The organism is Streptomyces sp. NBC_00503 (genome assembly GCF_036346895.1).
Classification (GTDB): Bacteria; Actinomycetota; Actinomycetes; order Streptomycetales; family Streptomycetaceae; genus Streptomyces.
Genome location: NZ_CP107855.1, coordinates 4,625,061 through 4,647,250 on the forward strand (window position 1 = coordinate 4,625,061; position 22,190 = coordinate 4,647,250).

General features: G+C 70.9%; 22 protein-coding genes and 1 pseudogene. 8 read left to right on the top strand and 15 right to left on the bottom strand.

Annotated features, from left to right (window positions below):
• Nucleotides 1–36 precede the first annotated feature (36 nt).
• Both hemB and OG490_RS21485 read left to right on the top strand, forming a co-directional pair.
• Nucleotides 37–1,038: a porphobilinogen synthase gene (hemB, locus tag OG490_RS21480; RefSeq protein ID WP_330297922.1), complete on the top strand. Its 1,002-nt coding sequence runs from the start codon at nucleotides 37–39 to the stop codon at nucleotides 1,036–1,038.
• 131 nt (nucleotides 1,039–1,169) lie between these two features.
• Nucleotides 1,170–1,439, top strand: a complete 270-nt coding sequence (locus OG490_RS21485; RefSeq protein WP_330297923.1) for a DUF1876 domain-containing protein — start codon at nucleotides 1,170–1,172, stop codon at nucleotides 1,437–1,439.
• 84 nt (nucleotides 1,440–1,523) lie between these two features.
• Here OG490_RS21485 and OG490_RS21490 read toward each other — a convergent pair whose 3' ends face one another.
• Entirely contained in the window at nucleotides 1,524–2,345 is an 822-nt protein-coding gene (locus OG490_RS21490) for an ABC transporter permease (protein ID WP_330297924.1), read from the bottom strand.
• Complete coding sequence (locus tag OG490_RS21495) at nucleotides 2,342–3,316, bottom strand: ABC transporter ATP-binding protein (RefSeq protein ID WP_330297925.1); 975 nt, start codon at nucleotides 3,314–3,316, stop codon at nucleotides 2,342–2,344. Before OG490_RS21495 ends, OG490_RS21490 begins: the two co-directional genes overlap by 4 nt.
• A 111-nt stretch (nucleotides 3,317–3,427) precedes the next feature.
• Here OG490_RS21495 and OG490_RS21500 point away from each other — a divergent pair, with 111 nt between their 5' ends.
• A complete protein-coding gene (locus OG490_RS21500) occupies nucleotides 3,428–4,207 on the top strand; it encodes a TetR/AcrR family transcriptional regulator (protein ID WP_330297926.1) in 780 nt (259 codons plus the stop codon).
• Here the strand turns inward: OG490_RS21500 and OG490_RS39220 are convergent.
• The 6 genes and pseudogenes from OG490_RS39220 to argS all read right to left on the bottom strand — a co-directional run.
• Nucleotides 4,185–4,265, bottom strand: a pseudogene (locus OG490_RS39220) (DUF397 domain-containing protein); the annotation flags it as partial. The gene OG490_RS21500 and the pseudogene OG490_RS39220 overlap by 23 nt on opposite strands.
• 97 nt (nucleotides 4,266–4,362) lie before the next feature.
• The gene (locus OG490_RS21505) at nucleotides 4,363–5,796 is read right to left on the bottom strand and encodes a hypothetical protein (RefSeq protein WP_330297927.1); all 1,434 of its coding nucleotides are present in this window, start codon (nucleotides 5,794–5,796) and stop codon (nucleotides 4,363–4,365) included.
• Nucleotides 5,797–5,913: 117 nt separating this feature from the next.
• Complete coding sequence (locus OG490_RS21510; RefSeq protein WP_330297928.1) at nucleotides 5,914–6,357, bottom strand: SRPBCC family protein; 444 nt, start codon at nucleotides 6,355–6,357, stop codon at nucleotides 5,914–5,916.
• Entirely contained in the window at nucleotides 6,354–6,893 is a 540-nt protein-coding gene (locus OG490_RS21515) for an RNA polymerase sigma factor (RefSeq protein ID WP_443065851.1), read from the bottom strand. The genes OG490_RS21510 and OG490_RS21515 overlap by 4 nt, the downstream gene beginning before the upstream one ends.
• The gene (locus OG490_RS21520) at nucleotides 6,890–7,384 is read right to left on the bottom strand and encodes a DUF3995 domain-containing protein (protein ID WP_330297929.1); all 495 of its coding nucleotides are present in this window, start codon (nucleotides 7,382–7,384) and stop codon (nucleotides 6,890–6,892) included. Before OG490_RS21520 ends, OG490_RS21515 begins: the two co-directional genes overlap by 4 nt.
• Before the next feature lie 155 nt (nucleotides 7,385–7,539).
• Nucleotides 7,540–9,318 carry an arginine--tRNA ligase gene (argS, locus tag OG490_RS21525; RefSeq protein WP_330297930.1) on the bottom strand — a complete coding sequence of 593 codons (1,779 nt, stop codon included), beginning with the start codon at nucleotides 9,316–9,318 and terminating at the stop codon, nucleotides 7,540–7,542.
• A 217-nt stretch (nucleotides 9,319–9,535) separates the two neighbouring features.
• Between argS and OG490_RS21530 the strand changes: the two genes are divergently transcribed.
• Together OG490_RS21530 and lysS are read left to right on the top strand one after the other, a co-directional pair.
• Nucleotides 9,536–10,093, top strand: a complete 558-nt coding sequence (locus OG490_RS21530; protein WP_330297931.1) for a hypothetical protein — start codon at nucleotides 9,536–9,538, stop codon at nucleotides 10,091–10,093.
• A gap of 73 nt (nucleotides 10,094–10,166) precedes the next feature.
• Complete coding sequence (gene lysS / locus OG490_RS21535; protein WP_330297932.1) at nucleotides 10,167–11,906, top strand: lysine--tRNA ligase; 1,740 nt, start codon at nucleotides 10,167–10,169, stop codon at nucleotides 11,904–11,906.
• Between the two features lie 36 nt (nucleotides 11,907–11,942).
• Here lysS and OG490_RS21540 read toward each other — a convergent pair whose 3' ends face one another.
• The 4 genes from OG490_RS21540 to OG490_RS21555 form a co-directional block, all read right to left on the bottom strand.
• Nucleotides 11,943–13,583 carry a transposase gene (locus OG490_RS21540; RefSeq protein WP_330297933.1) on the bottom strand — a complete coding sequence of 547 codons (1,641 nt, stop codon included), beginning with the start codon at nucleotides 13,581–13,583 and terminating at the stop codon, nucleotides 11,943–11,945.
• A 324-nt stretch (nucleotides 13,584–13,907) separates the two neighbouring features.
• Entirely contained in the window at nucleotides 13,908–15,512 is a 1,605-nt protein-coding gene (locus OG490_RS21545; protein WP_330297934.1) for a DUF2637 domain-containing protein, read from the bottom strand.
• A 109-nt stretch (nucleotides 15,513–15,621) separates the two neighbouring features.
• Nucleotides 15,622–16,410 carry a DUF3558 domain-containing protein gene (locus OG490_RS21550; RefSeq protein ID WP_330297935.1) on the bottom strand — a complete coding sequence of 263 codons (789 nt, stop codon included), beginning with the start codon at nucleotides 16,408–16,410 and terminating at the stop codon, nucleotides 15,622–15,624.
• A gap of 147 nt (nucleotides 16,411–16,557) precedes the next feature.
• Entirely contained in the window at nucleotides 16,558–17,406 is an 849-nt protein-coding gene (locus tag OG490_RS21555) for a DUF3558 domain-containing protein (RefSeq protein ID WP_330297936.1), read from the bottom strand.
• Between the two features lie 171 nt (nucleotides 17,407–17,577).
• Here OG490_RS21555 and OG490_RS21560 point away from each other — a divergent pair, with 171 nt between their 5' ends.
• Complete coding sequence (locus tag OG490_RS21560; RefSeq protein ID WP_330297937.1) at nucleotides 17,578–18,771, top strand: RtcB family protein; 1,194 nt, start codon at nucleotides 17,578–17,580, stop codon at nucleotides 18,769–18,771.
• Nucleotides 18,772–18,844: 73 nt separating this feature from the next.
• On the opposite strand, the gene OG490_RS21565 is transcribed toward OG490_RS21560, so the two are convergent.
• Nucleotides 18,845–19,417 (bottom strand): Uma2 family endonuclease, encoded by a 573-nt coding sequence (locus OG490_RS21565; protein WP_330297938.1) that lies wholly within the window; start codon nucleotides 19,415–19,417, stop codon nucleotides 18,845–18,847.
• A 210-nt stretch (nucleotides 19,418–19,627) separates the two neighbouring features.
• Here OG490_RS21565 and OG490_RS21570 point away from each other — a divergent pair, with 210 nt between their 5' ends.
• Nucleotides 19,628–20,350 carry a polysaccharide deacetylase family protein gene (locus OG490_RS21570; RefSeq protein ID WP_330297939.1) on the top strand — a complete coding sequence of 241 codons (723 nt, stop codon included), beginning with the start codon at nucleotides 19,628–19,630 and terminating at the stop codon, nucleotides 20,348–20,350.
• A 10-nt stretch (nucleotides 20,351–20,360) separates the two neighbouring features.
• On the opposite strand, the gene OG490_RS21575 is transcribed toward OG490_RS21570, so the two are convergent.
• Nucleotides 20,361–21,122 carry an SDR family oxidoreductase gene (locus OG490_RS21575; protein ID WP_330297940.1) on the bottom strand — a complete coding sequence of 254 codons (762 nt, stop codon included), beginning with the start codon at nucleotides 21,120–21,122 and terminating at the stop codon, nucleotides 20,361–20,363.
• 114 nt (nucleotides 21,123–21,236) lie between these two features.
• Nucleotides 21,237–21,572, bottom strand: coding sequence for a YnfA family protein (locus tag OG490_RS21580; protein WP_330297941.1), 336 nt, complete (start codon nucleotides 21,570–21,572; stop codon nucleotides 21,237–21,239).
• A 94-nt stretch (nucleotides 21,573–21,666) separates the two neighbouring features.
• On the opposite strand from OG490_RS21580, the gene OG490_RS21585 reads away from it, so the two are divergent.
• Nucleotides 21,667–22,179 carry a hypothetical protein gene (locus tag OG490_RS21585; RefSeq protein ID WP_330297942.1) on the top strand — a complete coding sequence of 171 codons (513 nt, stop codon included), beginning with the start codon at nucleotides 21,667–21,669 and terminating at the stop codon, nucleotides 22,177–22,179.
• Nucleotides 22,180–22,190: the final 11 nt, after the last annotated feature.

The following is a 22,190-nucleotide window of genomic DNA, read 5'->3' on the forward strand; positions in this document are numbered from 1 at the left end:
CCGACTGCTGTCGAAGCTCGAAGAGGCGACCTGAAGATGAGCGCGTACGGATCCTTCCCCGGCTCGCGGCCCCGTCGGCTGCGCACCACCCCGGCGATGCGGCGGATGGTCGCTGAGACCAGGCTGCACCCCTCGGACCTGATCCTCCCGGCGTTCGTCCGGGAGGGCATCAGCGAGCCGCTCGCCATCTCGGCGATGCCGGGCGTGGTCCAGCACACCCGGGACACGCTGCGGAAGGCCGCGGTGGAGGCGGTCGAGGCGGGGGTCTCGGGGATCATGCTGTTCGGGGTCCCGGCGGACGAGAACAAGGACGCGCGGGGCACGGCGGGCACCGAGCCCGACGGGATCCTCCAGGTCGCGATCCGCGACGTGAAGGCGGAGGTCGGCGACGATCTCGTCATCATGTCCGACCTGTGCCTCGACGAGTACACGGACCACGGCCACTGCGGTGTCCTGGACGAGCACGGCCGCGTGGACAACGACGCGACGCTGGAGCGCTACGCGGAGATGGCGCAGGTCCAGGCCGACGCGGGCGTCCACGTGGTGGGCCCGAGCGGGATGATGGACGGCCAGGTCGGTGTGATCCGCGACGCGCTGGACGAGACCGGGCACGAGGACGTGTCGATCCTCGCCTACACGGCGAAGTACTCCTCCGCCTTCTACGGGCCCTTCCGCGAGGCCGTCGCCTCGTCCCTCCAGGGCGACCGCAAGAGCTACCAGCAGGACCCGGCGAACGCCCGCGAGTCGCTGCGCGAGCTCGCCCTCGACCTGGAGGAGGGCGCCGACATGGTGATGGTCAAGCCGGCCGGCCCCTACCTCGACATCCTCTACCGGGTCGCGCAGTCCGTGGACGTCCCGGTGGCCGCGTACCAGATCAGCGGCGAGTTCGCGATGATCGAGGCGGCGGCGGAGAAGGGCTGGATCGAGCGCGACCGCGCCATCCTGGAGACCCTCCTCGGGATCAAGCGCGCGGGCGCGGACACGATCCTGACCTACTGGGCCACGGAGGTCGCGGGCTGGCTGCGGTCCGAGCGGTAGGGCCGAGCGACAGGGCTGAGCCGGAGCGCGTTCCCGTGTCGGTCCGGGGCGCGTTCCCGGCCGACTCGCATCGCCTCCGGCTCAGGTGCACCCTGGAGGCAGGGTGCACGGAACCCTGGAGGTGATGTGCCATGACCACGCTCGTCGGGTGGCATGTGGAGCTCGAATTCACCGAGGAGGGCCACCGCACCAGTGCGGCGGCCCTGGTCAGACTCGGAGACGGCTCCGAGGTACGGGCGCACGGCTACGCCATGCGTCACCCCTCCGACCCGGAGCAGCTGCGGGTCGGGGAAGAGATCGCGGGCGCTCGCGCGCTGATGGACATCGCGTCCCAGATGCTGCAGAAGGCCCACACGGAGATCGACGCGGCTACGGGCCGGCACTCGTACCCGCTGCACTGACACGTCGGGATGCGGGCGCGGTGCGCCGGGTCGGCGCACCGGGCCCGTTCGTGCGGTCCGTGCTGTCCGCGTCGTCCGGTTCGCCTACCGCGTCCGCCGTTCGAAGAGGACGGCCGCCAGGGCCACGGACACCACGCCGATGGCCGCGCACCAGGCCAGGGCCACCCAGGGGGCGTCGCCCGCCGGCTGGGCCAGGAGCAGGGCCCGGAGGGACTCGATCACCGGGGTCAGCGGCTGGTGGTCGGCGAAGCCGTGGAGCCAGCCGGGCATGGTGTCGATGGGGACGAACGCGCTGGACGGGTACGGCAGGAACATCATCAGGAAGGTGAAGCCGCCCGCCGCCTCCGGTGTACCGGCGAGCAGCCCGAGCGTCGCGGCCAGCCAGGAGATCGCGGTGATGTACGCGACCAGGAGCGCGGCCGCGGCCAGGAAGCCGGACAGCGAGGCCCGGGGGCGGAAGCCGATGGCGAGCGCGACGGCCAGGACCAGGCCGGTGGACACGAGGTTGCGCAGGACCGAGGCCGCGACGTGCCCGGCCAGGATCGGGACGCCGCCGATGTCCAGGGAACGGAAGCGGTCGATCACGCCTTCCTTCATGTCGGTGGCGACGCTGACGGCGGTGTTCGCCGCGCCGAAGCCGGCGCAGAGCAGCATCGCTCCCGGGACCACGTAGGTCACGTAGGCCGTCCCGGTGTCGATGGCTCCGCCGAAGAAGTAGACGAAGATCAGCATCAGCATGACCGGCAGCATCAACGCCCCGATCAGGACGTCCGGTTGGCGGCTGCTGATGCGCAGGCTGCGCCCGGCGAGGGTGCGGGCCGCGAGGAGGACGCCGGGGCGGGCCGCGACGGTCGTGGCGGTGGCGGTGGCGGTGGCGGTGGCGGTGGTGGTGGCGGAGGTGGTCACGGAGCGGCTCCCGTCAGGGTGAGGAACACGTCGTCGAGGGTGGCGCCGCGGACCGAGAAGCGGTCCACGGCCGTGTGGTCGGGGTCGAGTGCGTCGAGCAGGGACCGGACGTGGGCGGCGCTGCCGTCGGTGGGCAGGCTGAGGCCGAGCTCCTCCGGCGTGAGGGTGAGGTCCTCCGTGGCGGGGGCGCCTTCGCCCGCCGCGAGCCGGGCCGCTCGCGGGGCCAGTGCGTCGTAGGCGGCCCGGCTGGCGAGGGTCAGGTCGAGGCGGTGGCCGGGCACGCGGGACTTGAGTTCCGCCGAGGTGCCTTCGGCGGCGATCCGTCCGCCGGCCAGGACGGCCACGCGGTCGGCGAGCCGGTCGGCCTCCTCCAGGTACTGGGTGGTGAGCAGCACGCTCGTGCCGTCGGCACGCAGTTCCCGTACGAGGTCCCACAGGTCCTGGCGGCTGCGCGGGTCGAGCCCGGCGGTCGGCTCGTCGAGGAAGATCACCTCGGGCCGGGCGATCAGGCTCGCGGCGAGGTCGAGGCGGCGGCGCATGCCGCCCGAGTAGCTCTTCGCGGTGCGTCCGGCGGCTTCGGCGAGCCCGAAGCGGGCGAGGAGTTCGTCGGCGCGGGACCGGGCGGCGCGGGCGGAGAGTCCGCAGAGCCGGCCGGTCGTGCGGAGCATCTCGGAGCCGGTCTGGAGGTCGTCGACGGTGGCGAACTGCCCGGTGAGGCTGATGCGTTGGCGCACGAGCGCCCGGTCGGCGGTGATGTCGTACCCCGCGACGAGGGCGGTGCCGGAGTCGGGGTCGGGTGCGGTGAGGGTGGCGAGGAGGCGGACTGTGGTGGTCTTGCCCGCGCCGTTGGGGCCGAGGAGGGCGAGGACGCTGCCGCGCGGGACGGCCAGATCGACGCCGTCGAGGACGCGGAGGTCGCCGTAGGACTTGGTCAGGGCGGTGGCGTGGATGCCGAGGTCGTTCGTGGCCATCGCGGACCACGCTCCCTTCTCTCTGTCTTCTGCGTATGCCGTACGCGCTTCTGTGTAAGTAATACACAGAACTAGGATGTGGGTCAACGACGAAAGCGGGAGCGGGCGGCCATGGCGAAGGAGCCGGAGAGGGAACCGGTGGAAGGCACCGGGCTTCCGGCGAGCCTGGAAATGGCCTGGGGCCTGCGCGAACGCCCCGGCAAGGGGCCGCGCCCCACGCTGACGCTCGCCCGGATCGTGGACGCGGCCGTCTCCCTCGCCGCCACCGAGGGGATGGACGCCGTCTCCATGGGCCGGGTGGCCAAGGAACTCGGCGTCTCGACGATGTCCCTCTACCGGTACGTCACGGCGAAGGAAGAGCTCTACATCCTGATGTCGGACGCGGGCGTCGGCACCCCGCCACCGCTCCCCCCGGACGCGGACGGCCGCAGCTGGCGGGAACTGCTGTCGGACTGGGCCTACGCACAGCGGGCCGTCCTGATGGCCAACTCCTGGATCCTGCGCATCCCGATCACCGGAGCACCGGTGAGTCCGAACCAGCTCGCCTGGATGGACCGCGGGCTGGCGGCGATGGCCGGCACCGCACTGCGGGAATCCGAGAAGCTCTCGACGATCATCCTGATCGGCGGACTCGTGCGGAACGAGGCCACCATGGCCGCGGACATGATGGAAGCCATCGTGAAGTCCGGCGTCTCACCGGACCAGGTCGTCGGCCAGTACGTACGCATGCTGCGGCTGCTCACCGGCCCGGACACCCATCCGGCGGTGACCCGGCTCCTGGAATCCGACGCGTTCACCGGCTCCGACGAGCCGGACTTCCAGTTCCGCTTCGCCCTGGGCCGCCTGCTGGACGGCCTGGCCGAACTGATCAGCGAGCGGTCCACTCCGTAAGGGCGACCCAGGCGGCGGGGGCCAGGCCGAGCACGGGTCCGTGGGGGACCTTGGAGTCCCGGACGTGGACCCGGGCCTCGCCGACGCCTGGGGCGTGCTGCCCCGGGCGCCGGGCAAGGTCGTCCGGTGCGAGTTCCGCTTCCGCTTCCGCCGACTCAGGCGGTCGGGCGGCGGCGCCGCCCGGTCCCGGCGACCAGGGCCGCTCCCATGGCCAGAGCCACGCCGGCTCCGCCGAGGGCCCAGGTGGTGGCGGGCGAGCTACCGGTGGCGGCGAGCTCGCCGCCGGTCTGGGTGGTGGTACCCGTGCCGGTGTCGCTGATCGGCGTGGCACCGCCGTTGGGGGCGGGGTCGTTCCCCGCCTCCCCCGTGGCCGGGTCGGCGGCGACGAGTCGGGTCAGCCGCATTGCCCCGCGGCTGCTCACGAACTCGGATCCGTTCGGGCCGGTCTGGGCGTCACCGAAGAGGTAGAAGTCCAGGTCTCCGAGCGTGGCATTGGTGTTGAAGCGGACACGGATCTTGAGATCGAGGCTCTGGCCCGCCGCGACCGGGATTCCGCCGACCTGGTTGACGACGAAGTAGCCGTCCTCATAGCGCAGTTCGGCGCGCTCCCAGCCCTGCGTGCCGTAGTACTCGACCTGGAAGTCGGAGGACTTGGTCTTGACCCAGTCGGGGCGGACGACGCCGAGGTAGACGTCGAACCGGCCCAGCGCCCTCTTGCCGGCGTTGTCGATGTGGATGCTGAGTTGCTGCCAGCCGCCCACCTTTGTGTTCTCGGGCACGCCCTCGAGGCTGATCCCCGGGCCTTCCACGAAGTCGTCGGGGATATCTGCGGCGCCAGCGATCTTGGCCTTGTACGAGTTGCCGCCACCCCAAGCCCGTCCACCGTCGGGGCGGATGCTCAGGCCTGCGGACGTCATGTCGAAGGCGACGACCGGAGTATCCGCGGTGAAGCTGATCCGTACCTGGACGGTGTAGCTTCCGCCGCGCGCGACGGTCCTGGGTTCTCCGACGGAGAAGTTGTTCACGAGGGAGGGCTCATCAGGGTTGAGCCACCTGGCGGGCTTCCAGGAATGGTCCTCAGCGAGGTACTCGAGCTTGTAGTGCTCAGCCTTGAGCTTGCCGCCGACCCGGCCGATGTCGATGAGGGGGGTGAGGTTCTTGACCTCGATGTGGGCCGAGTTGTCCACGGTCACGGTCAGCGGGGTCCAGCCGCCGCCCGGCGTGAAGCCGTCCTTCGGGATGCCCGTGATCCTGACGTCCGGGCCCAGCAGCTCCGAGTCCGCCGGGGCATCCTTGGTCTCGCCAGCCTGCTCGGCGACCGGGGCCGGGCCCGGGGTGACCGGCGGGGGAGCGGCCACGGCGGGCTGCTCGACCACCGGGGTCACCGGGGTGACGGGGACGACCGGGGCCGTCTCGGGAGCGGGCTTCGTCGCCGGTGCGGGGTCGGCGACCGGCGCCGCGTCGTCCTTCGGGGCCGAGTCCGGCACGGTCACGGCCGGCTGGTCGTCGGCCATGGCCGGGGTGGCCGAGAGCAGGGTCGGGCCGACCATCGCCGCGGCGGCGACGAGGGTCATGCGCTTGAGCTTCATTTGGGTCCCCCCATTTACTGGCTCCGGACGGCGCACATGCCGACCGGCCCCCCAGTACGTTTAATTTTGAACATGATCAGAATAAGGAGGCTGGCGGGGTTCGGGAGCGGTGAGAGGTCACGAAAGCCTTTCTTTCAGCCGACAGGCAGCCTCCTCCAGCTCCGATTTCGCCCCGAACGGGACGATCGCCCCCCGACCCGGCACCCGGACCCCGCCCGTCAGGGCGATGCGGGTGCCGCCGCCCGGCTCCGGTGTCGCGGCCATGCCGATGATCAGGAAGCGGCTCTGGAGCCAGCACCAGCCCGGGCGCAGGACCCCGCGGAAGCGGGCTCGCGGGCCGTACTTGCTGCGGGCCAGGGCTTCCACGCGGTCGCCCGTCACGCGCAGCACGCGGACGCTGCGCATGTCCGGCTGGAAGCGGCCGAACTCGCCCTCGAGGTCGGACATCACCGCCCAGACGGTTTCGAAGGGGGCGGGGAGGGTCTGCTCCACGACCCTCGCGCCGGGGATCGCGGCGGCCATGATGCGCAGCCGCGCCACGGGGTCCACTGCGTACGTCATGAGAACCACGCCTTCCTGAAGCTCGTACGGGCACGGTGCAGCCGGGACTTGGCGGTACCCGGGGGGACGCCGAGCAGGGCGGCCGCGGACTCCTCGTCCAGGCCTTCGATGTCGCGCAGCACGAGGACGGCCCGGTGGGCGGGCGAGAGTCGGGCCAGGACGTCCTCGATGTCGGCGGCGAGCTGTGGATCGCCCGGGCCGGGTACGTCGGCCAGCTCGGCCGGGCGGTCGCGGCCCGCACGCCGGGCGGTGCGGACGGCTTCGCGGACCGCGATGGAGCGGACCCAGCCGTACAGGGTCTCCGGATCCCGCAGGGAGCGGAGCGACCGGAAGACGGCGAGCAGGGCCTCCTGCGTGGCGTCCGGGCCGTCCGCGAGGGCGATCGGCGTGCAGATGCGGGCGATGTACGGGGTCAGGTGGTCGAGGAGGTCGTGCAGCGCCAGGGTGTTGCCGGCGCGGGCCGCGCGGGCCAGGGCGACTCCGTGGTCGCGGGCGGAGGGGGTGAGGGGGCCGCCACCGGGAGGGGGGACGTTCACCGGGCTCTCGCCAGACGGGCGGCGGCCCAGCCGAAGCCCAGGCAGGCGGGGGTGTAGAGCGCGAGGTTGAGGGTGGCGAAGGGGCTGTCGGGCGGGGTGTCGAGGAGACCGGCGGCCCAGCCCAGGCCCGCGAGGCCCCGTACGGCCAGCCCCGTGGCGACGGCCGCCGTCACCAGGCGGGTGGGCCGGCCGCCGCGGCCGTGGGCGTGCGCGAGGACGGCGGCAGCGCCGGTCAGGGTGAGGGCGGCGAGCGGCAGCACCACGGGCGGGGCGAAGGACACCCCCTGCATGCCGAGTACGGCGAGGGAGAGCGCCCGCTCGTCGACGGCGGGCCAGGTCCGGCCCGTGGCCCAGTACAGGTGCGCGAGGCCGTCCACGGCGAGGAGGGCGGCCAGGGCGGTGCCCGAACGCCTCCGCCAGGGCGGTGCGGCGGCCTCCGTGGCCGTAGCCCCGGGCGTCCGTGTCCCCGTATCCGCTGCCGTGTGTGTCATGACTGCTCCCCCTCCGTGTGGCGTGCCAACACCCCCAAGAGGAGGCGGGGAGGCGGAAGGTTCCCTGTGTGCCGCGTCACATGCCCGGCAGCGATCGGACAAACGGAAAGGGGCCGTGGGGAGCACAGGCCCCCCACGGCCCCTTTCCGTGTGCGTCAGAGCTTCTCGGGGGTCCGAATGCCCAGCAGGGACATGCCCTTGCTGAGGGTGCGGGCGGTCAGCTCGCACAGGAACAGGCGGTTCTCGCCGACGACCAGCTCGGGCTCGGGCTTCACGACCGGGCACTGCTCGTAGAACGTCGCGAACAGCGAGGACAGCTGGTAGAGGTACGCGGCCACCTTGTGCGGGGCGTGGTCCGCGGCCGCCTCGGCGATGAGCTCGCCGAACTGGTCCAGGTGCAGACCCAGCGCACGCTCGGCCGGAGCCAGCTCCAGCTCCGGGTGCGCGACCGGCTTGCGGTCGCCCGCCTCGCCCGCCTTGCGCAGGATGGACTTGATGCGGGCGTACGCGTACTGGAGGTACACGGACGTGTCACCCGTCAGCGAGACCATCTGGTCCAGGTCGAACTTGTAGTCGCGCGCGGCCGAGGTCGACAGGTCCGCGTACTTCACGGCGCCGATGCCCACGTACTGGCCGTTCTCGACGATCTCCGCCTCGGACAGGCCGATCTTCTCCGCCTTCTCGCGGACCACGGCGGTCGCCCGCTCCACGGCCTCGTCCAGCAGGTCCACCAGCCGCACCGTCTCGCCCTCACGGGTCTTGAACGGCTTGCCGTCCTTGCCCAGCACGGTGCCGAAGGCCAGCTGCACGGCCTTGACCTCGTCGTTCAGCCAGCCCGCCCGGCGGGCCGTCTCGAAGACCATCTTGAAGTGCAGGGACTGCCGCGCGTCGACCACGTAGATCAGCTCGGTCGCGCCCAGGTTGCCCACCCGGTCGCGGATCGCGGACAGGTCGGTCGCGGCGTAGCCGAAGCCGCCGTCGGACTTCTGGACGATCAGCGGGGTCGGGTTGCCGTCCTGGCCCTTGACGTCGTCGAAGAACACGCAGAGCGCGCCGTTGGAGCGGACGGCGACGCCCGACTCCTCCAGCAGCTTGCAGGTCTCGACCAGCATGTCGTTGTAGCCGGACTCGCCGACCACGTCGGGGTCCTGGATGTCCATGTCCAGCTTGTTGAAGACGGAGTAGAAGTAGATCTTCGACTCGTCCACGAACCGCTGCCAGAGGGCCAGGGTCTCCGGCTCGCCGGCCTGGAGGTCCACCACCCGGGCGCGGGCACGGGTCTTGAACTCCTCGTCGGAGTCGAAGAGGGCGCGCGAGGCCTTGTACAGCCGGTTGAGGTTGGACATGGCCTCCTCGCCGGAGACCTCCTCGGCGGAACCGTGGTCCAGCTCGTGCGGGTGCTCCAGCAGGTACTGGATGAGCATGCCGAACTGGGTGCCCCAGTCGCCGATGTGGTGGCGACGGACCACCTTCTCACCGGTGAATTCGAGGATCTCCACCATCGCCGCGCCGATCACGGCGGAACGCAGGTGGCCGACGTGCATCTCCTTGGCGACGTTCGGCTGCGCGTAGTCGATCACCGTCGTCCCGGGCTTCGCGGCCAGCGGCACGCCGAGACGGTCGTCGGCGGCCCGGGCGGTCAGGGTCTCGATGATCGCCCGGTCGGTGACGGTGATGTTGAGGAAGCCGGGCCCGGAGACCTCGATCTCCCGGATCAGGTCACCGGTCGGGATGGACTCGACCACGGTCGTCGCCAGCTCGCGCGGGTTGGCCTTGGCCTTCTTCGCGAGCGCCAGGATGCCGTTGGCCTGGAAGTCGGCCCGGTCGCTTCGTCGCAGCAGGGGGTCGCTCGCACCGGCGTCCGGCAGGGCGGAGGCGAGTGCGTCGGCGACGCGCTGGTTGACGGAAGAAGCGAGGGAAGGGACCGAGGCCATGAGCTGCCGTTCCTGTGAGGGTTCGTGCCGGGTGCTTGCCGGGTGTCTGCCGACGGGTGTCCGCCGGGTCCGGGCCTGGTACGGGCCCGGTTCGGCAAGTCCCGAGTATCCCATGGGAGGGCTGTCCGGCATCCGAGATTTCCCCGCCGCACAAGGGGCGTCCCGCTCACGACACGAGGGGCTTCCGCTCCCCGCGGCCGGGCCCTAGATTGCGATCATGACGCCGATCGCCCCCCGCCCGTCCGCCGGGACCCCGTTGGAACTCCGTTGTGCGGGGATGGCGCTGCCGGCCTTCCTTCCGCTCGTGCAGGGGATCCCCGGCGTGATGCGGCTGGTCCACCCGCACGGCACGGCGGACTTCGCCCTGGGCGTGTTCTCCGTCTCGGTCATGGTCATGGCGCTCATGCTCGTGACGGTCGCGAGCCTGCGTTCGCGGGCCCTGGGCCACGTGCTCCGCCTCGACACGGAAGGCGTCACCGTCAAGGGCGCGCCGACCGTCCCCTGGGCCGATCTGAGCGCGGTCCACTGGGGCAAGGCCCCGGGCAAGAGGCACGGGGCCCTGGCGCCGGTGGTGTTCCTGCCCCGCCCCGGGGTCGTCCTGACACCGGTGCCCGGACCGCTGTTCCGCGCCCGGAGCGAAGGCCGCGCCGCCCGCTACACCAAGCGCTACGGCAGCCCCCTCGCCTTCACGCCCGCGCAGATCCGTACGACCGGACCCGAGGTGCTCGCCGCCGTGCAGCGGCTCAGCCCCGACACTCCGCTCACCTCCGGCTGACAGGCAACCTCGGAGGGCCTGCTTCCGTCTGGGAGAATGGCTGAAGCCAGCATTCGAGATAGAAGGACGTGTCGTGGCTCAGAGCGCCCAGAGCAGCACCGAGACCGACTGGGTCTCCCGTTTCGCGGACGAGGTCATCGCCGAGGCGGAGCGCCGAGCCCCGGGCAAAGCGGTCGTCGTCGCGTCCGGACTCTCCCCCTCCGGCCCCATCCACCTGGGCAACCTCCGCGAGGTCATGACCCCGCACCTGGTCGCGGACGAGATCCGCCGCCGGGGCATCGAGGTGCGGCACGTCCTGTCGTGGGACGACTACGACCGCTACCGCAAGGTGCCGGCCGGCATCCCCGGCGTGGACCCCGAGACCTACGGCCAGTACATCGGCATGCCGCTGACCGCCGTCCCCGCGCCCGCCGGTTCGGCGTACGCGACGTGGGCCGAGCACTTCAAGGCCGCCATGGTCGAATCGCTGGCCGAACTGGGCGTCGAGTACGACCCGATCAGCCAGACCGAGCAGTACACGACCGGTGTCTACCGCGACCAGGTCCTGTTCGCGATGAAGCACCGGGGCGACATCGACGCGATCCTCGACCAGTACCGCACCAAGCAGAAGCCGGGCGGCAAGAAGCCCCAGCAGAAGCAGGTCGACGAGGCCGAGCTCGAGGCCGCCGAGGGTTCGGGCGCCGCCGCCGAGGACGACGGCAGCGTCGGCGAGGGCGGGTACTTCCCGTACAAGCCCTACTGCGGCCAGTGCGGCAAGGACTTCACCAAGGTCACGTCCTACAACGACGAGACCACCGAACTGACCTACGTCTGCACCGAGGACGAGTACACCGAGACGGTCAAGCTCAGCGAGTTCAACCGCGGCAAGCTGGTCTGGAAGGTCGACTGGCCCATGCGCTGGGCCTACGAGGGCGTGATCTTCGAGCCCTCCGGCGTCGACCACTCCTCGCCCGGCTCCTCGTTCCAGGTCGGCGGCCAGATCGTCGGCATCTTCGGCGGCGAGCAGCCGATCGGACCGATGTACGCCTTCGTCGGCATCAGCGGCATGGCCAAGATGTCCTCCAGCAAGGGCGGGGTCCCCACCCCGGCCGACGCGCTGAAGATCATGGAGCCGCAGCTGCTGCGCTGGCTGTACGCGCGCCGCCGCCCCAACCAGTCCTTCAAGATCGCCTTCGACCAGGAGATCCAGCGGCTCTACGACGAGTGGGACAAGCTGGAGGCCAAGGTCGCCGACGAGTCGGTCCTGCCCGCCGACGCCGCCGCGCACGCGCGGGCCGTACGCACCGCCGCCGGTGAACTGCCGCGCACGCAGCGGCCGATGCCGTACCGGACGCTCGCGTCCGTCGTCGACATCACCGCCGGCCACGACGAGCAGACCCTGCGGATCCTCTCCGACCTGGAGCCCGACCGGCCGCTGACCTCCCTCGACGAGGTCCGGCCGCGACTGGACCGCGCCGAGAACTGGATCACCACCCAGGTCCCGGCCGACCAGCGGACCCTGGTGCGGGACGAACCCGACACCGAGCTGCTGTCCTCCCTCGACGACGAGGGCCGCGAATCACTGCGCCGCCTCGTGGACGGCCTCGACTCGCACTGGTCCCTCGACGGGCTCACCACCCTCGTCTACGGCGTGCCCAAGGTCATGGCCGGCCTCGAGCCCGACGCCAAGCCCACGCCCGAACTCAAGGTCGCGCAGCGCACCTTCTTCGCGCTGCTCTACCGCCTGCTCGTGACCCGGGAGACCGGACCCCGCCTGCCCACGCTGCTCCTCGCGGTCGGCGCTGAGCGGGTGCGCAAGCTGCTCGCCGTCTGAGGTTCCGCACGGATGTGAGAAGGGCCCGTACCGTTCCTAGCCAGTGTGCAGGAGTGAGTCTTGGACCCACTGGTGCTTACTGGGCGCATCCCGAACGGTTTTGGATGCACTGGGTCCCCGCTTTCTCGTCCCACTCGGCGACACGTCTGTGGGGACGTGGTCCGTGGCGGGTGGGCGGTTTCCGTCACGCCTGCGGGTGCCTGGTCCGGCCTGGACGGTCCGATGCCCGTAACGATCACTCTGGTCGCTACGGGGCGGTGCCGTCCGACGCCGGATCGGGTGTCCGAGGGCGCGTCGCCCGATCGCGATGCCGGCGGCATCGTGACGGGACATTCCGCGGCGTGGGGTGGCCAGCGGCTTCTGCCAGTGCCGGCCTCCCCACTGGGAGGTGTACGCGGGATCGACCGCAACGATGGAAAGGCCGTGTTCGGCGGCTATCGAAACGAGTCGGGCTTTCAGCTTGCCGGTCGGGATCCCGGAGATGAGCTGCCGGAATCGTTTCCGGCTGCCGTGCTTCTCCCGGGTCTTCTCGGCCGCGAAGTCGAGGTCTTCGATCGCGATGGCCGTGACTCCGACTTTTTCCGCCCAGTGCAGCAGCCTGGTGATGGCGTGCCGGATCTGGGCGTCGCGGTGATCAGCCGTGCCGGACAGGTCGAAGGGGAAACGGTGCGGATCGCCGACGGGGTTGCCGTGCGGGTCGAGGTGGTAGGCGGCGAAGTGGTCGGCGTTGGTATCGACACCGACCATGCCCTTCGCGCGGGCCGCGGCGAGCGGGATCGTCTCGATGACGGGGCGTTGCCAGGCTGCGGTCAGGTACCAGCGGCCCCGCTCCACGTCCAGGTGGATGCGGTAGGCCACGGCCCGGTTCGCTTCGACGCGGTCGGCCCACTCTGCGCCACGGTGCGCGAACGCGATCCGGCAGGCCAGGACGTACCGGCCGTGCTTGGCGTTGGCCAGGTGGGCGAGCGCGGACGGGAGCTTGACGCTGACCTCGCCGTCGGGGGTGACGCGGATCGTCTCGTTCCCGAACCGCTTCCCGGACTCGCCGTCAGCGGCCAGGAACCAGCGTTCGGCCTCCCAGCGGGTACGCCACTGCTCCTCGGTGAGCTGGGCTTCGGCCAGATTGTGCCGGGTGTTCGCGAGCCGCTTTCCGCCCCGGACCACACGGACCCGACCCGCCCGCCAGTCGGCGAGAGCCGCTTCATGGCGGGCCTCCAGGGTGGCCAGACGCCGTGACTTGCGAAACCACTCGCTTCTGGAGCGGTAGCCGCCCGCCGCACGCTTGCTGCCCTTCTCCCCGATCGGGAGGGCGAGACGGTGCTTGAGCATCTCGATGCCGGCGGTCAGGTTCTGGATGTGCGCGGCCTGGCAGCGGCGGGCGAGTGCCCACTGATCATGGCTGGCCTTGGTGATCGCCCCGGCGATCCGCGACGAGGATGCCTTCGTCAGCCCCCGCTTACGGGCCGCCCACGTGCCGGTGGAGTGGTCCGTGCCGTCCGCGCACCGCTGCTTGAGGTCACCGGAGGCCAGGGCGCCCTGATGCGCGCCGACCAGCCGCAGCACTTCCTCGTCCTCGACACTCAGGCGCTTGAGGCGGTCGCGTATCGCCACACCGGACGGACCGAGCGCCACAAACGAGGGAGCGATAGTGCGCAACTTCTTGGGCGGCTCAGCCACCGTCGGCCGCTGCCTCCAGTGTCCTGCGCGCCCGGTTCTTTACGGAGCGCTGTCCGTGCAAGCGGGCACAGAACACTGTCAGCCAACTGCCCTCACGGAGCCAGCAATACGCACCTTCGGGAGGTACCCCCCGTGCCCTCGCCGACTCCTGGAGATCCATACAGACGACCGTAACGGGACTCGCCCAAATGGACCATCACTCACACGAGTGGACCAGATAACCAGCAGTTCCCCACCCCTACTGGTTGGGGGGTACGGGCCCGGGGTGCCGGGGGTGCGGGGTACGCCATAGGGGGTCTGCCGTACGGGGCATGCCGTACGGGGCTACGCGATGTGCTCGTTCTCGAGGTCGCGCTGGTAGCGCTGCTTCAGCTCCGGCATCAGGCGGCGGATCATCGAAGCGCTGCGCGGGTGCACGATCCCGTGACGGTCCGAGAGGTGTATGTCCACCTGCTCCGGGGTCGGGAACTGGGAGAACTCGTCGAGGAACGCGCGGAAGACCTCGTACGCGGCCTCGGCGAACTTCACGTCGTCGATGTCCGGCTCCGGCTCCGCACCCGGGTCGGACTCCGGCCCCTGCTCCGCGAGGTCGCCCTCGTACTGCTCCTGGCGGGGAGCCGGTACCGGGGCCTGCGTTCCCTGGAGTCCCTGCTGGTCGTACTGCTCCGGGCCGGGGCCGGCCGGGGGCATCACCGGGGTCGGCTCCAGGCCGTCCACGTACTGCGGGTTGTAGCCGCCCTGGTACGCGGCCTGCGGGGCGAGGGGCCCCGCGAACCAGGCGCTGTTGTGCGCGGCGGGCATGGCGGTCGGGTCCACCGCGAAGGGAGCGGCGTCGCCGTGGGTGACCGGAGGGAAGGCCTGGGCCAGCGCCAGCGCGTGGGCCTGTGCCTGAGCCTGCGCCAGGGACCGCGCCTCGGCCACGGCTTCGGTCTCGGGACCGAAGGGCTGCCCCGGAACCGGACCCGCGGCGGCGGCCGCGAGACCCGCCGCCTGGGCCTGCATCCGCGCTTGCAGCTGAGCCTGCATCTGGGCCTGCGCCTGCGCCTGCATCTGGGCCTGGACCATCTGGGCCTGAGCCGTCTGGGCCTGGGCCAGCGCCTGTGCCTGCACGGCGTCCGTACCCGTACCCGTACCCGTACCCGTAGCCGCGTCCACGGCACCGGCCGGGAGGGCCGGGTGCGTCGAACCCGTCACCTCGGCCACCCCGGCCACCTCCGCAGCCGCCGGAGGCAGGACCAGCGGGTCGATACCGGCCGCCGCCAGGCCCTCGGGGGCCGTCTGCGACAGCGGGACGCCGATCCGGGCCAGCCGCAGCGGCATCATGGCGCCGACCGGGGCCTTGCGCCGCCAGAAGCGGCCGTAGCGGGCCTGGAGGCGGGCCTGGTAGATCAGGCGGTCCTGCTCCATGCCGACGGCCTGCTCGTAGGAGCGCAGCTCCCACAGCTTCATCCGGCGCCACAGCTTGAAGGTGGGGACGGGGGAGAGGAGCCACCGCGTGATGCGGACGCCCTCCATGTGCCGGTCGGCGGTGATGTCCGCGATCCGGCCCACCGCGTGCCGGGCCGCCTCCACGGTGACCACGAACAGGATCGGGATCACGGCGTGCATCCCGACGCCCAGCGGATCCGGCCAGGCGGCCGCGCCGTTGAACGCGATCGTCGCCGCCGTCAGCAGCCACGCCGTCTGGCGCAGCAGCGGGAACGGGATCCGGATCCACGTCAACAGCAGGTCCAGCGCGAGCAGGACGCAGATGCCCATGTCGATGCCGATGGGGAAGACCAGCGAGAAGTTGCCGAAGCCCTTCTGCAACGCGAGCGCGCGCACGGCGGCGTACGAGCCCGCGAAACCGATCCCGGCGATGACTACGGCTCCGGCGACCACGACACCGATCAATATCCGGTGCGTACGAGTCAGCTGCATCGCGGCCACCCGCGATCCCCTCCCCTTGTCGAGCTACGGCAGGGCACAGCGTACGCGCGTACGGGTGACCGGACGTCAGCGGTCCACCGCCCCCCCGGGGCCGGGCCGCGCGGGAACGCTACGAGGCCGAAGGGGAAGGCGAGGCGGAGGCCGAGGCGGAAGGTGCCTGCTCCGGCTGGTTCGCCTGGTTGGCGGCGTCCACCGAGGCCACGGCCTCCTTCATCGCCGCGATGGCGTCCTGGAGCAGCTTCGCCTGGTCCGGGGCGTCGGCACCCTCGTAGGCCGCACCGTTGTAGTCGAGGGTGATGACGACGTTCTGCGTGCGGGCGAGGATCGAGTTGTTGAAGAAGTCGCCGTCCTTCTTCGTGGTGAAGGTGACGGAAGTGGCCTGGTCGCCGATGCCGCCCGCCGCCTCCGCCTTCACGTTCTCCGCGCCCTCGACGGTCTTCGCCTTCTCGACCTGCTTGGCGTACTCGCCCTCGGCGCGCTTGCTGCCGGTGCCGACCGAGGCGAGCGAGTCGTAGCGGACCAGGGAGATCGAGAGCCAGCGGTACTGCGAGCCCTTCAGCCCGGCTTCGTCCAGGCCGTTCCAGGTACAGCTCGCGATGGAGGACAGGTCGTTCGACTTGGCCGCCGTGCCGTTGGCGTCCTTGGCCTTCGGGACGAGCGACTCGATGGTCTTCGCGGCGATCGCCTTGCACGGCTCGGGCAGCTTGGCGTACTTGGCCTTCTCCAGCGCGGAGGAGGCCTTGCCGCTGGGCTTGGCGGACGAGGACGCGTCGGCCTTCTTGGAGCTGCCGCTGCCCGAGTCCTTGCCCGAGTCGGACGAGCAGCCGGCGACCGTGAGGATCACCGGAACGGCTGCGCAGGCGAGGACGCGGGTGAGACGCGAGGCTGATCGGTGCATGATTCCTTCAGACGTTGTGGGGCTTCGTACGGAGCCCATTTACGGGCGAGGGACCCGGCAACGGTAGCCCGACCCGGCGCCCGGCGGCTGTGCGCGGCGTCACGCCGGGCGCTCCGGGCCCCCGTGTCCCCCGGTCGGCGGGCGCGGCTATTCGTTGAACCGGTCGACGAGGGCCTGCGCCAACTGTCGTGCTTTGTCCTGTGTTTCGCCGCTCGGCGGGACCGTGCCCGGGCCCGTGCCGGGGAGCGCGGGCTGGACGCTGTACTCGACGGTGACGATGACATTCGAGGTACGGAACACAATCCGGACCGTCCGCGACTGGACGGCGGTGGCGCCGGCCGCGCTCAGCTTGTCGTCGAGGAAGGCCTCGTTGCCGAGCCCTTCGAGGACCCGCGAACCGAGCTCGGGCGGGGCGGAGGGCGACGCGGAGGCACCGGGACTGGGACTCGTACCCGGGCTGGGACTCGTACCGCCACCGGCGGCCGGACTCGGACTCGCACTCTGGCTGGGGCTGGGGGTGGGGCTGCTGACCGGGCCCGGGAAGGGCAGGTGGGCGTCGGTGAGCTGGCGGATGTAGACCTGCCGCGCCTTGTCGTCGTCGCTGGTGGTGGCCCGGTTGTACGAGACCACGCGCTCGAAGCCGACCGACAGCAGCCTGGTCTCGGTCGGGGTCTGCGCGGTCCAGCGGCACCCGACGCGCCGGTCGGCGTCGTACGAGGCGTCCGCGACGCCGGCGTAGAGCGCGTCGCGCTGCTCGGGGGTGAGGGTGTCGGCGGCCGGGAGCATCGCCCGGACCTTCTTGGCGTCCACGGCCTTGCACGGCATCGGCAGGACGCGGTACTTACCGGGCTGCGCGACCGCACCCGCGCTGTCCCCGGCCTTGGCGTCGCTGGTGATGCCGACCCCGCCCCCGTCGGTGCACGCGGTGAGTCCGGCCGTCAGGAAGGTCAGGATCGCGAGGCCTGGCAGGACTCCACGTACCGTCTTGCGCTGCACGTTCCACCGGCTCCCTTCGGGAAATTGCGTTGCCGCGGCTGGGGCGCGGATGGAAACAATGTCTATCGCACATGCTGGTGCCGGCGCCGGTCCCCTGTCGTATTTGGGCCCATGAGCGAGGCTTTTTGCGTATTCAGACTTTCCTGTGGTTAACGGGGTATTGAGGCCGAGATGTCATATGTAGAAGTGCCCGGGGCGAAGGTCCCGATCCGGATGTGGACCGATCCCGCGTCGGTCGAGGACAGCGCGATGCGCCAGCTGCAGAACACCGCGGGCCTCCCCTGGATCAAGGGCCTGGCCGTCATGCCGGACGTGCACTACGGCAAGGGCGCCACGGTCGGCTCGGTCATCGCCATGAAGGACGCGGTCTGCCCGGCGGCGGTCGGCGTAGACATCGGCTGCGGCATGTCGGCCGTGAAGACCTCCCTCACGGCCAACGACCTCCCGGGCGACCTGTCGGGCCTCCGCTCGAAGATCGAGCGGGCGATCCCGGTGGGCGCGGGGATGCACCGGGAGGCGGTGGATCCGGGGCGGCTGTGCGGGTTCTCGGTGGAGGGGTACGACGACCTGTGGAAGCGGTTCGACTACCTCGCGGACGCGGTGAAGTTCCGCCATGAGCGCGCTTTGCGGCAATTGGGCACGATGGGCGGGGGCAACCACTTCTGGGAGCTTTGTCTAGATATATCCGGTTCGGTATGGATCATGCTGCACTCGGGTTCCCGCAACATCGGCAACGAACTGGCCGACTTCCACATCGGGGTGGCCCGAGACCTCTCGCACAACCAGGGGCTGGTCGACCGTGACCTTGCCGTCTTCCTCGCGGACACGCCGGAGATGCGGGCCTACCGTGAGGATCTCTTCTGGGCGCAGGAGTACGCCAAGTACAACCGCGCCGTGATGATGAGCCTGTCCAAGGAAGTGATCCGCAAGGAGTTCCGGAAGGCGAAGGTCTCCTTCGCGCCGGAGATCAGCTGCCACCACAACTACGTGTCCGAGGAGCGGTACGACGGCATGGACCTACTGGTCACGCGGAAGGGCGCGATCCGCGCCGGCAGCGGCGACTACGGGATCATCCCGGGCTCGATGGGCACGGGTTCGTACATCGTGAAGGGCCTCGGCAACGAGAAGTCCTTCAACTCGGCCTCGCACGGCGCGGGCCGGAAGATGAGCCGTACGGCCGCGAAGAGGAAGTTCTCGGCGCGCGACCTGGAGGAGCAGACCAAGGGCGTGGAGTGCCGCAAGGACTCGGGCGTCGTGGACGAGATCCCGGGCGCGTACAAGTCCATCGAGCAGGTCATCGACCAGCAGACCGACCTGGTCGAGGTCGTCGCGAAGCTCAAGCAGGTCATCTGCATCAAGGGTTGAGGCCCAGGTGTGGCTGCCGGGGGAATGGAGGGGCCTGGGCCGTGATGGGTCCGGGCCCTTCTGTGTGGGCCGGTCAGTCGAGCAGCATGTCCACCGACAGCTCGACGGTGACGCCGAGGTGGTCGGGCAGGTGGAGTGTCGTGCCGCGCTTGAAGCTTCTGCGTGAGCGGTAGGACGTGCCGCGGGGGTCCGCGTAGATCACGACTTCGTCGTGGTGGCGGTCGGCGATGACGTAAACGGGGACGTCGGCCCGGGCGTAACTCTCCACCTTGGTGCCGGTGTCGTCCGCCCAGTTCGAGGAGGTGACCTCCAGGATCATGCGGAAGACGTCGGGCCGGTAGCAGTTCTTCGTGACCTTGTGATCCAGGAAGTCGGCCTCGACGAGGGAGAAATCCGGGACGGCGTAGTCGTCCTCGCCGGTGGGCAGCCAGATGCCGATGCCCTGGAGGAATTCCAGGCCGGCCTTCTCGGCCCCGGCCTCGTGGAAGGCCACGGTGAGCCGGGTCAAGGTCCGGGCGTGCCGCCCGTCGGCTGGTGGTGTCACGGTGAGCCTCCCCTGGAGAATCTCCACTCGGTGCCCGGGAAGCTCTTTGGAGAGTCGATCGGCGGCCTCCGCGATCGTGGTCTCGTGCTGTGTCACGGCCATAGCTTCCTCCTTCTCGCGGCTCACGCTTCCGGAGCGTATCCGTGCCCGCCGACAATCCGCTCGACTTCACCCATACGGGTCTTACGGCTTCCCGGGTGGAGATCGGCGAGGTGGCCGTCGTCAACTGGGCCCGGACGGAGTGGACTTCGGTAAAGCGAACTCGGGCTAGGGGATTGACGGCGGGAGTTGGTCTAGACCAAGGTGTGCGGCATGTGGAGATCTCGCGTGGTTCTTGCCGCGCTCGCGTCGTTGTCGCTCGCCGTCGGGGTCGTGGGGACCGCCGGTGCTGTGGGAGGGGCTCCCGCTCCGGGTGTGGCCGCTCAGGCTGCCGGGCGGAGCGTCGGGCTGCCGCCGGTCGTGTCGCACGTGCCGACCGACGAGAAGGTCGTGTTCATCACCATCGACGACGGGTGGGTGCATGATCCGGGCGTCGCGAAGACACTCGTCGAGCAGCGGATTCCCGCTTCGCTCTTCCTGCTGCCCGGGGCGACCTCGTACGACACCTCGTACTTCACCGACCTGGTCGACCAGGGGCGGGTGGGCGTGGAGAACCACACGGTCAACCACCCCGACCTGACCACGCTCGACGCCGCGGGCAAGGACGCTGAGGTGTGCGGGGCCGAGGACCAGTTGACCGCCACCTTCGGGCGGGCGCCGAAGCTGCTGCGGCCGCCGTACGGGGCCGTGAATGATGATGTTCGGCTGGCCGCCAAGGCGTGCGGGGTCAAGGCGCTGATTACTTGGACCTATGACTTCACCACGTGGAGCGAGACGCCCGCCACGCCGCAGCTGCACTCCGGCGACATCGTGCTGCTGCACTTCACGCCGACGCTCGGCGCGGACCTGCAGCGGGCCCTGGACGCGGCGAAGGCCGCCGGGCTGAAGCCGGCGGCCCTGATGCCGCACCTGAAGAGTGCCGGGCTGGTGCCGTAGGCGCTACGGGTTACAGCTCGCGGTGGAGCTTCGTGTTCGAGGCCTGGGCGCGGGGGCGGACCACCAGGAGGTCGATGTTGACGTGGCTGGGGCGGGTCACCGCCCAGGTGATGGTGTCGGCCACGTCGTCGGCGGAGAGGGGCTCGGCCACGCCGGCGTAGACCTTCTCGGCCCGCTCGGCGTCCCCGCGGAAGCGGGTCTTCGCGAACTCCTCGGTCTTGACCAGGCCCGGGGCGATCTCGATGACGCGGACGGGCTGGCCGACGATCTCCAGGCGGAGGGTCTCGGCGAGGACGCGGGCGCCGTTCTTGGCGGCGACGTAGCCGGCGCCGCCCTCGTACGTGGCGTGGCCGGCGGTGGAGGAGAGGACGACCACCGTGCCGTCGCCGGAGGCGGTCAGGGCCGGGAGCAGGGCCTGGGTGACGTTGAGGGTGCCGATGACGTTGACCTCGTACATCGTGCGCCAGTCGGCGGGGTCGCCGGTGGCGACGGGGTCGGCTCCGATGGCGCCGCCGGCGTTGTTGACCAGCACGTCGCAGCGGTCGAGCGAGGCGGCGAGGGCGTCGACGGCGGCGCGGTCGGTGACGTCCAGGGCGTGGGCTGTGGCCCGGTGGCCGGCCGCCGTGATCTCGGCGGCGAGCTCCTCGATGCGGTCCTTGCGGCGGGCGGTGAGGACGACGTGGTAGCCGGCCGCGGCGAGCTGTCGGGCGGTGGCCGCGCCGATGCCGCTGCTCGCGCCGGTGACTACGGCGGTTCGGATGGCCGTGCTCATGCGGGCTCCTCGTGCGTTCGTGCGTTCGTGTCTTCGTACGTGCGATTACTCGCCAGCATAGGCCGGACGGGCGGACGGCCGGCCGGGCCGAAGGTCACCGGCCGCGCCCGCGGGTCACCGGCCGCGCGGGGCGTACATGATCACGGCCATGCCGGCGAGGCAGACGAGTGCGCCGGCGATGTCCCAGCGGTCGGGCCGGTAGCCGTCGGCGACCACACCCCAGAGCAGTGAGCCGGCGACGAAGACCCCTCCGTAGGCCGCCAGGACGCGGGCGAAGTCGCCCGAGGGCTGGAGGGTGGCGACGAACCCGTAGAGGCCCAGTGCGATGACGCCGACGCCGATCCAGGCCCAGCCCCGGTGCTCGCGGACGCCCTGCCAGACGAGCCAGGCGCCGCCGATCTCCAGGAGGGCGGCGAGGGCGAAGAGGGCGGCGGAGCGGGCGATCAGCATGGCCGGAAGCCTACGCACGCAGATGGGGGGAGGGCTCGCCCTCATTCGTGTGATGGTCCGACCGGCGGTCGGTCGGGGTGGCTAACGTCCGCGCGTGGAGGTGGTCACGGTGCGCCGAGGTGCCGTACGGAGTGTGGTGATGGCCGGGCTGCTGGTACTGCTCGGCGGTGGTGCGGGTGCTGCTCACGCCCAGTCCGGGTACTCCAGGTACTCCGGGTCCGGCCCGGAGGCCGACGTGGCGTACCACGGGCGGGTCGCCCTGGCCGGCGGGCGGCTGCGGATCCTGCTGGTTCCGCAGAACGACGGCCCGGCGGCGCTGGCCAACGCCACCGTACGGCTGCGCCTGTCGGCGGAGCTCGCGGACCGGCAGGAGCTGGCGGAGGGCTGCGTGCGGGCCGGGCTGCGCGAGGTGATGTGCGAGACCGGGGCGCTGCCGCTGCACGGGCGGGGGCGGCACATCGGGCTGGTGCTGGCGCTCCGGGAGCGGACGCCGGAGGTGGTCGTGCGCGTGGACACGTGGTGGAACGGCGGCGCGACCGACCGGAACCACACCAACAACGAGCACGTGGTGCTGGCGCTGGACACGGGCGACGCGTACGCGTTCTGAGCCCTACGAGC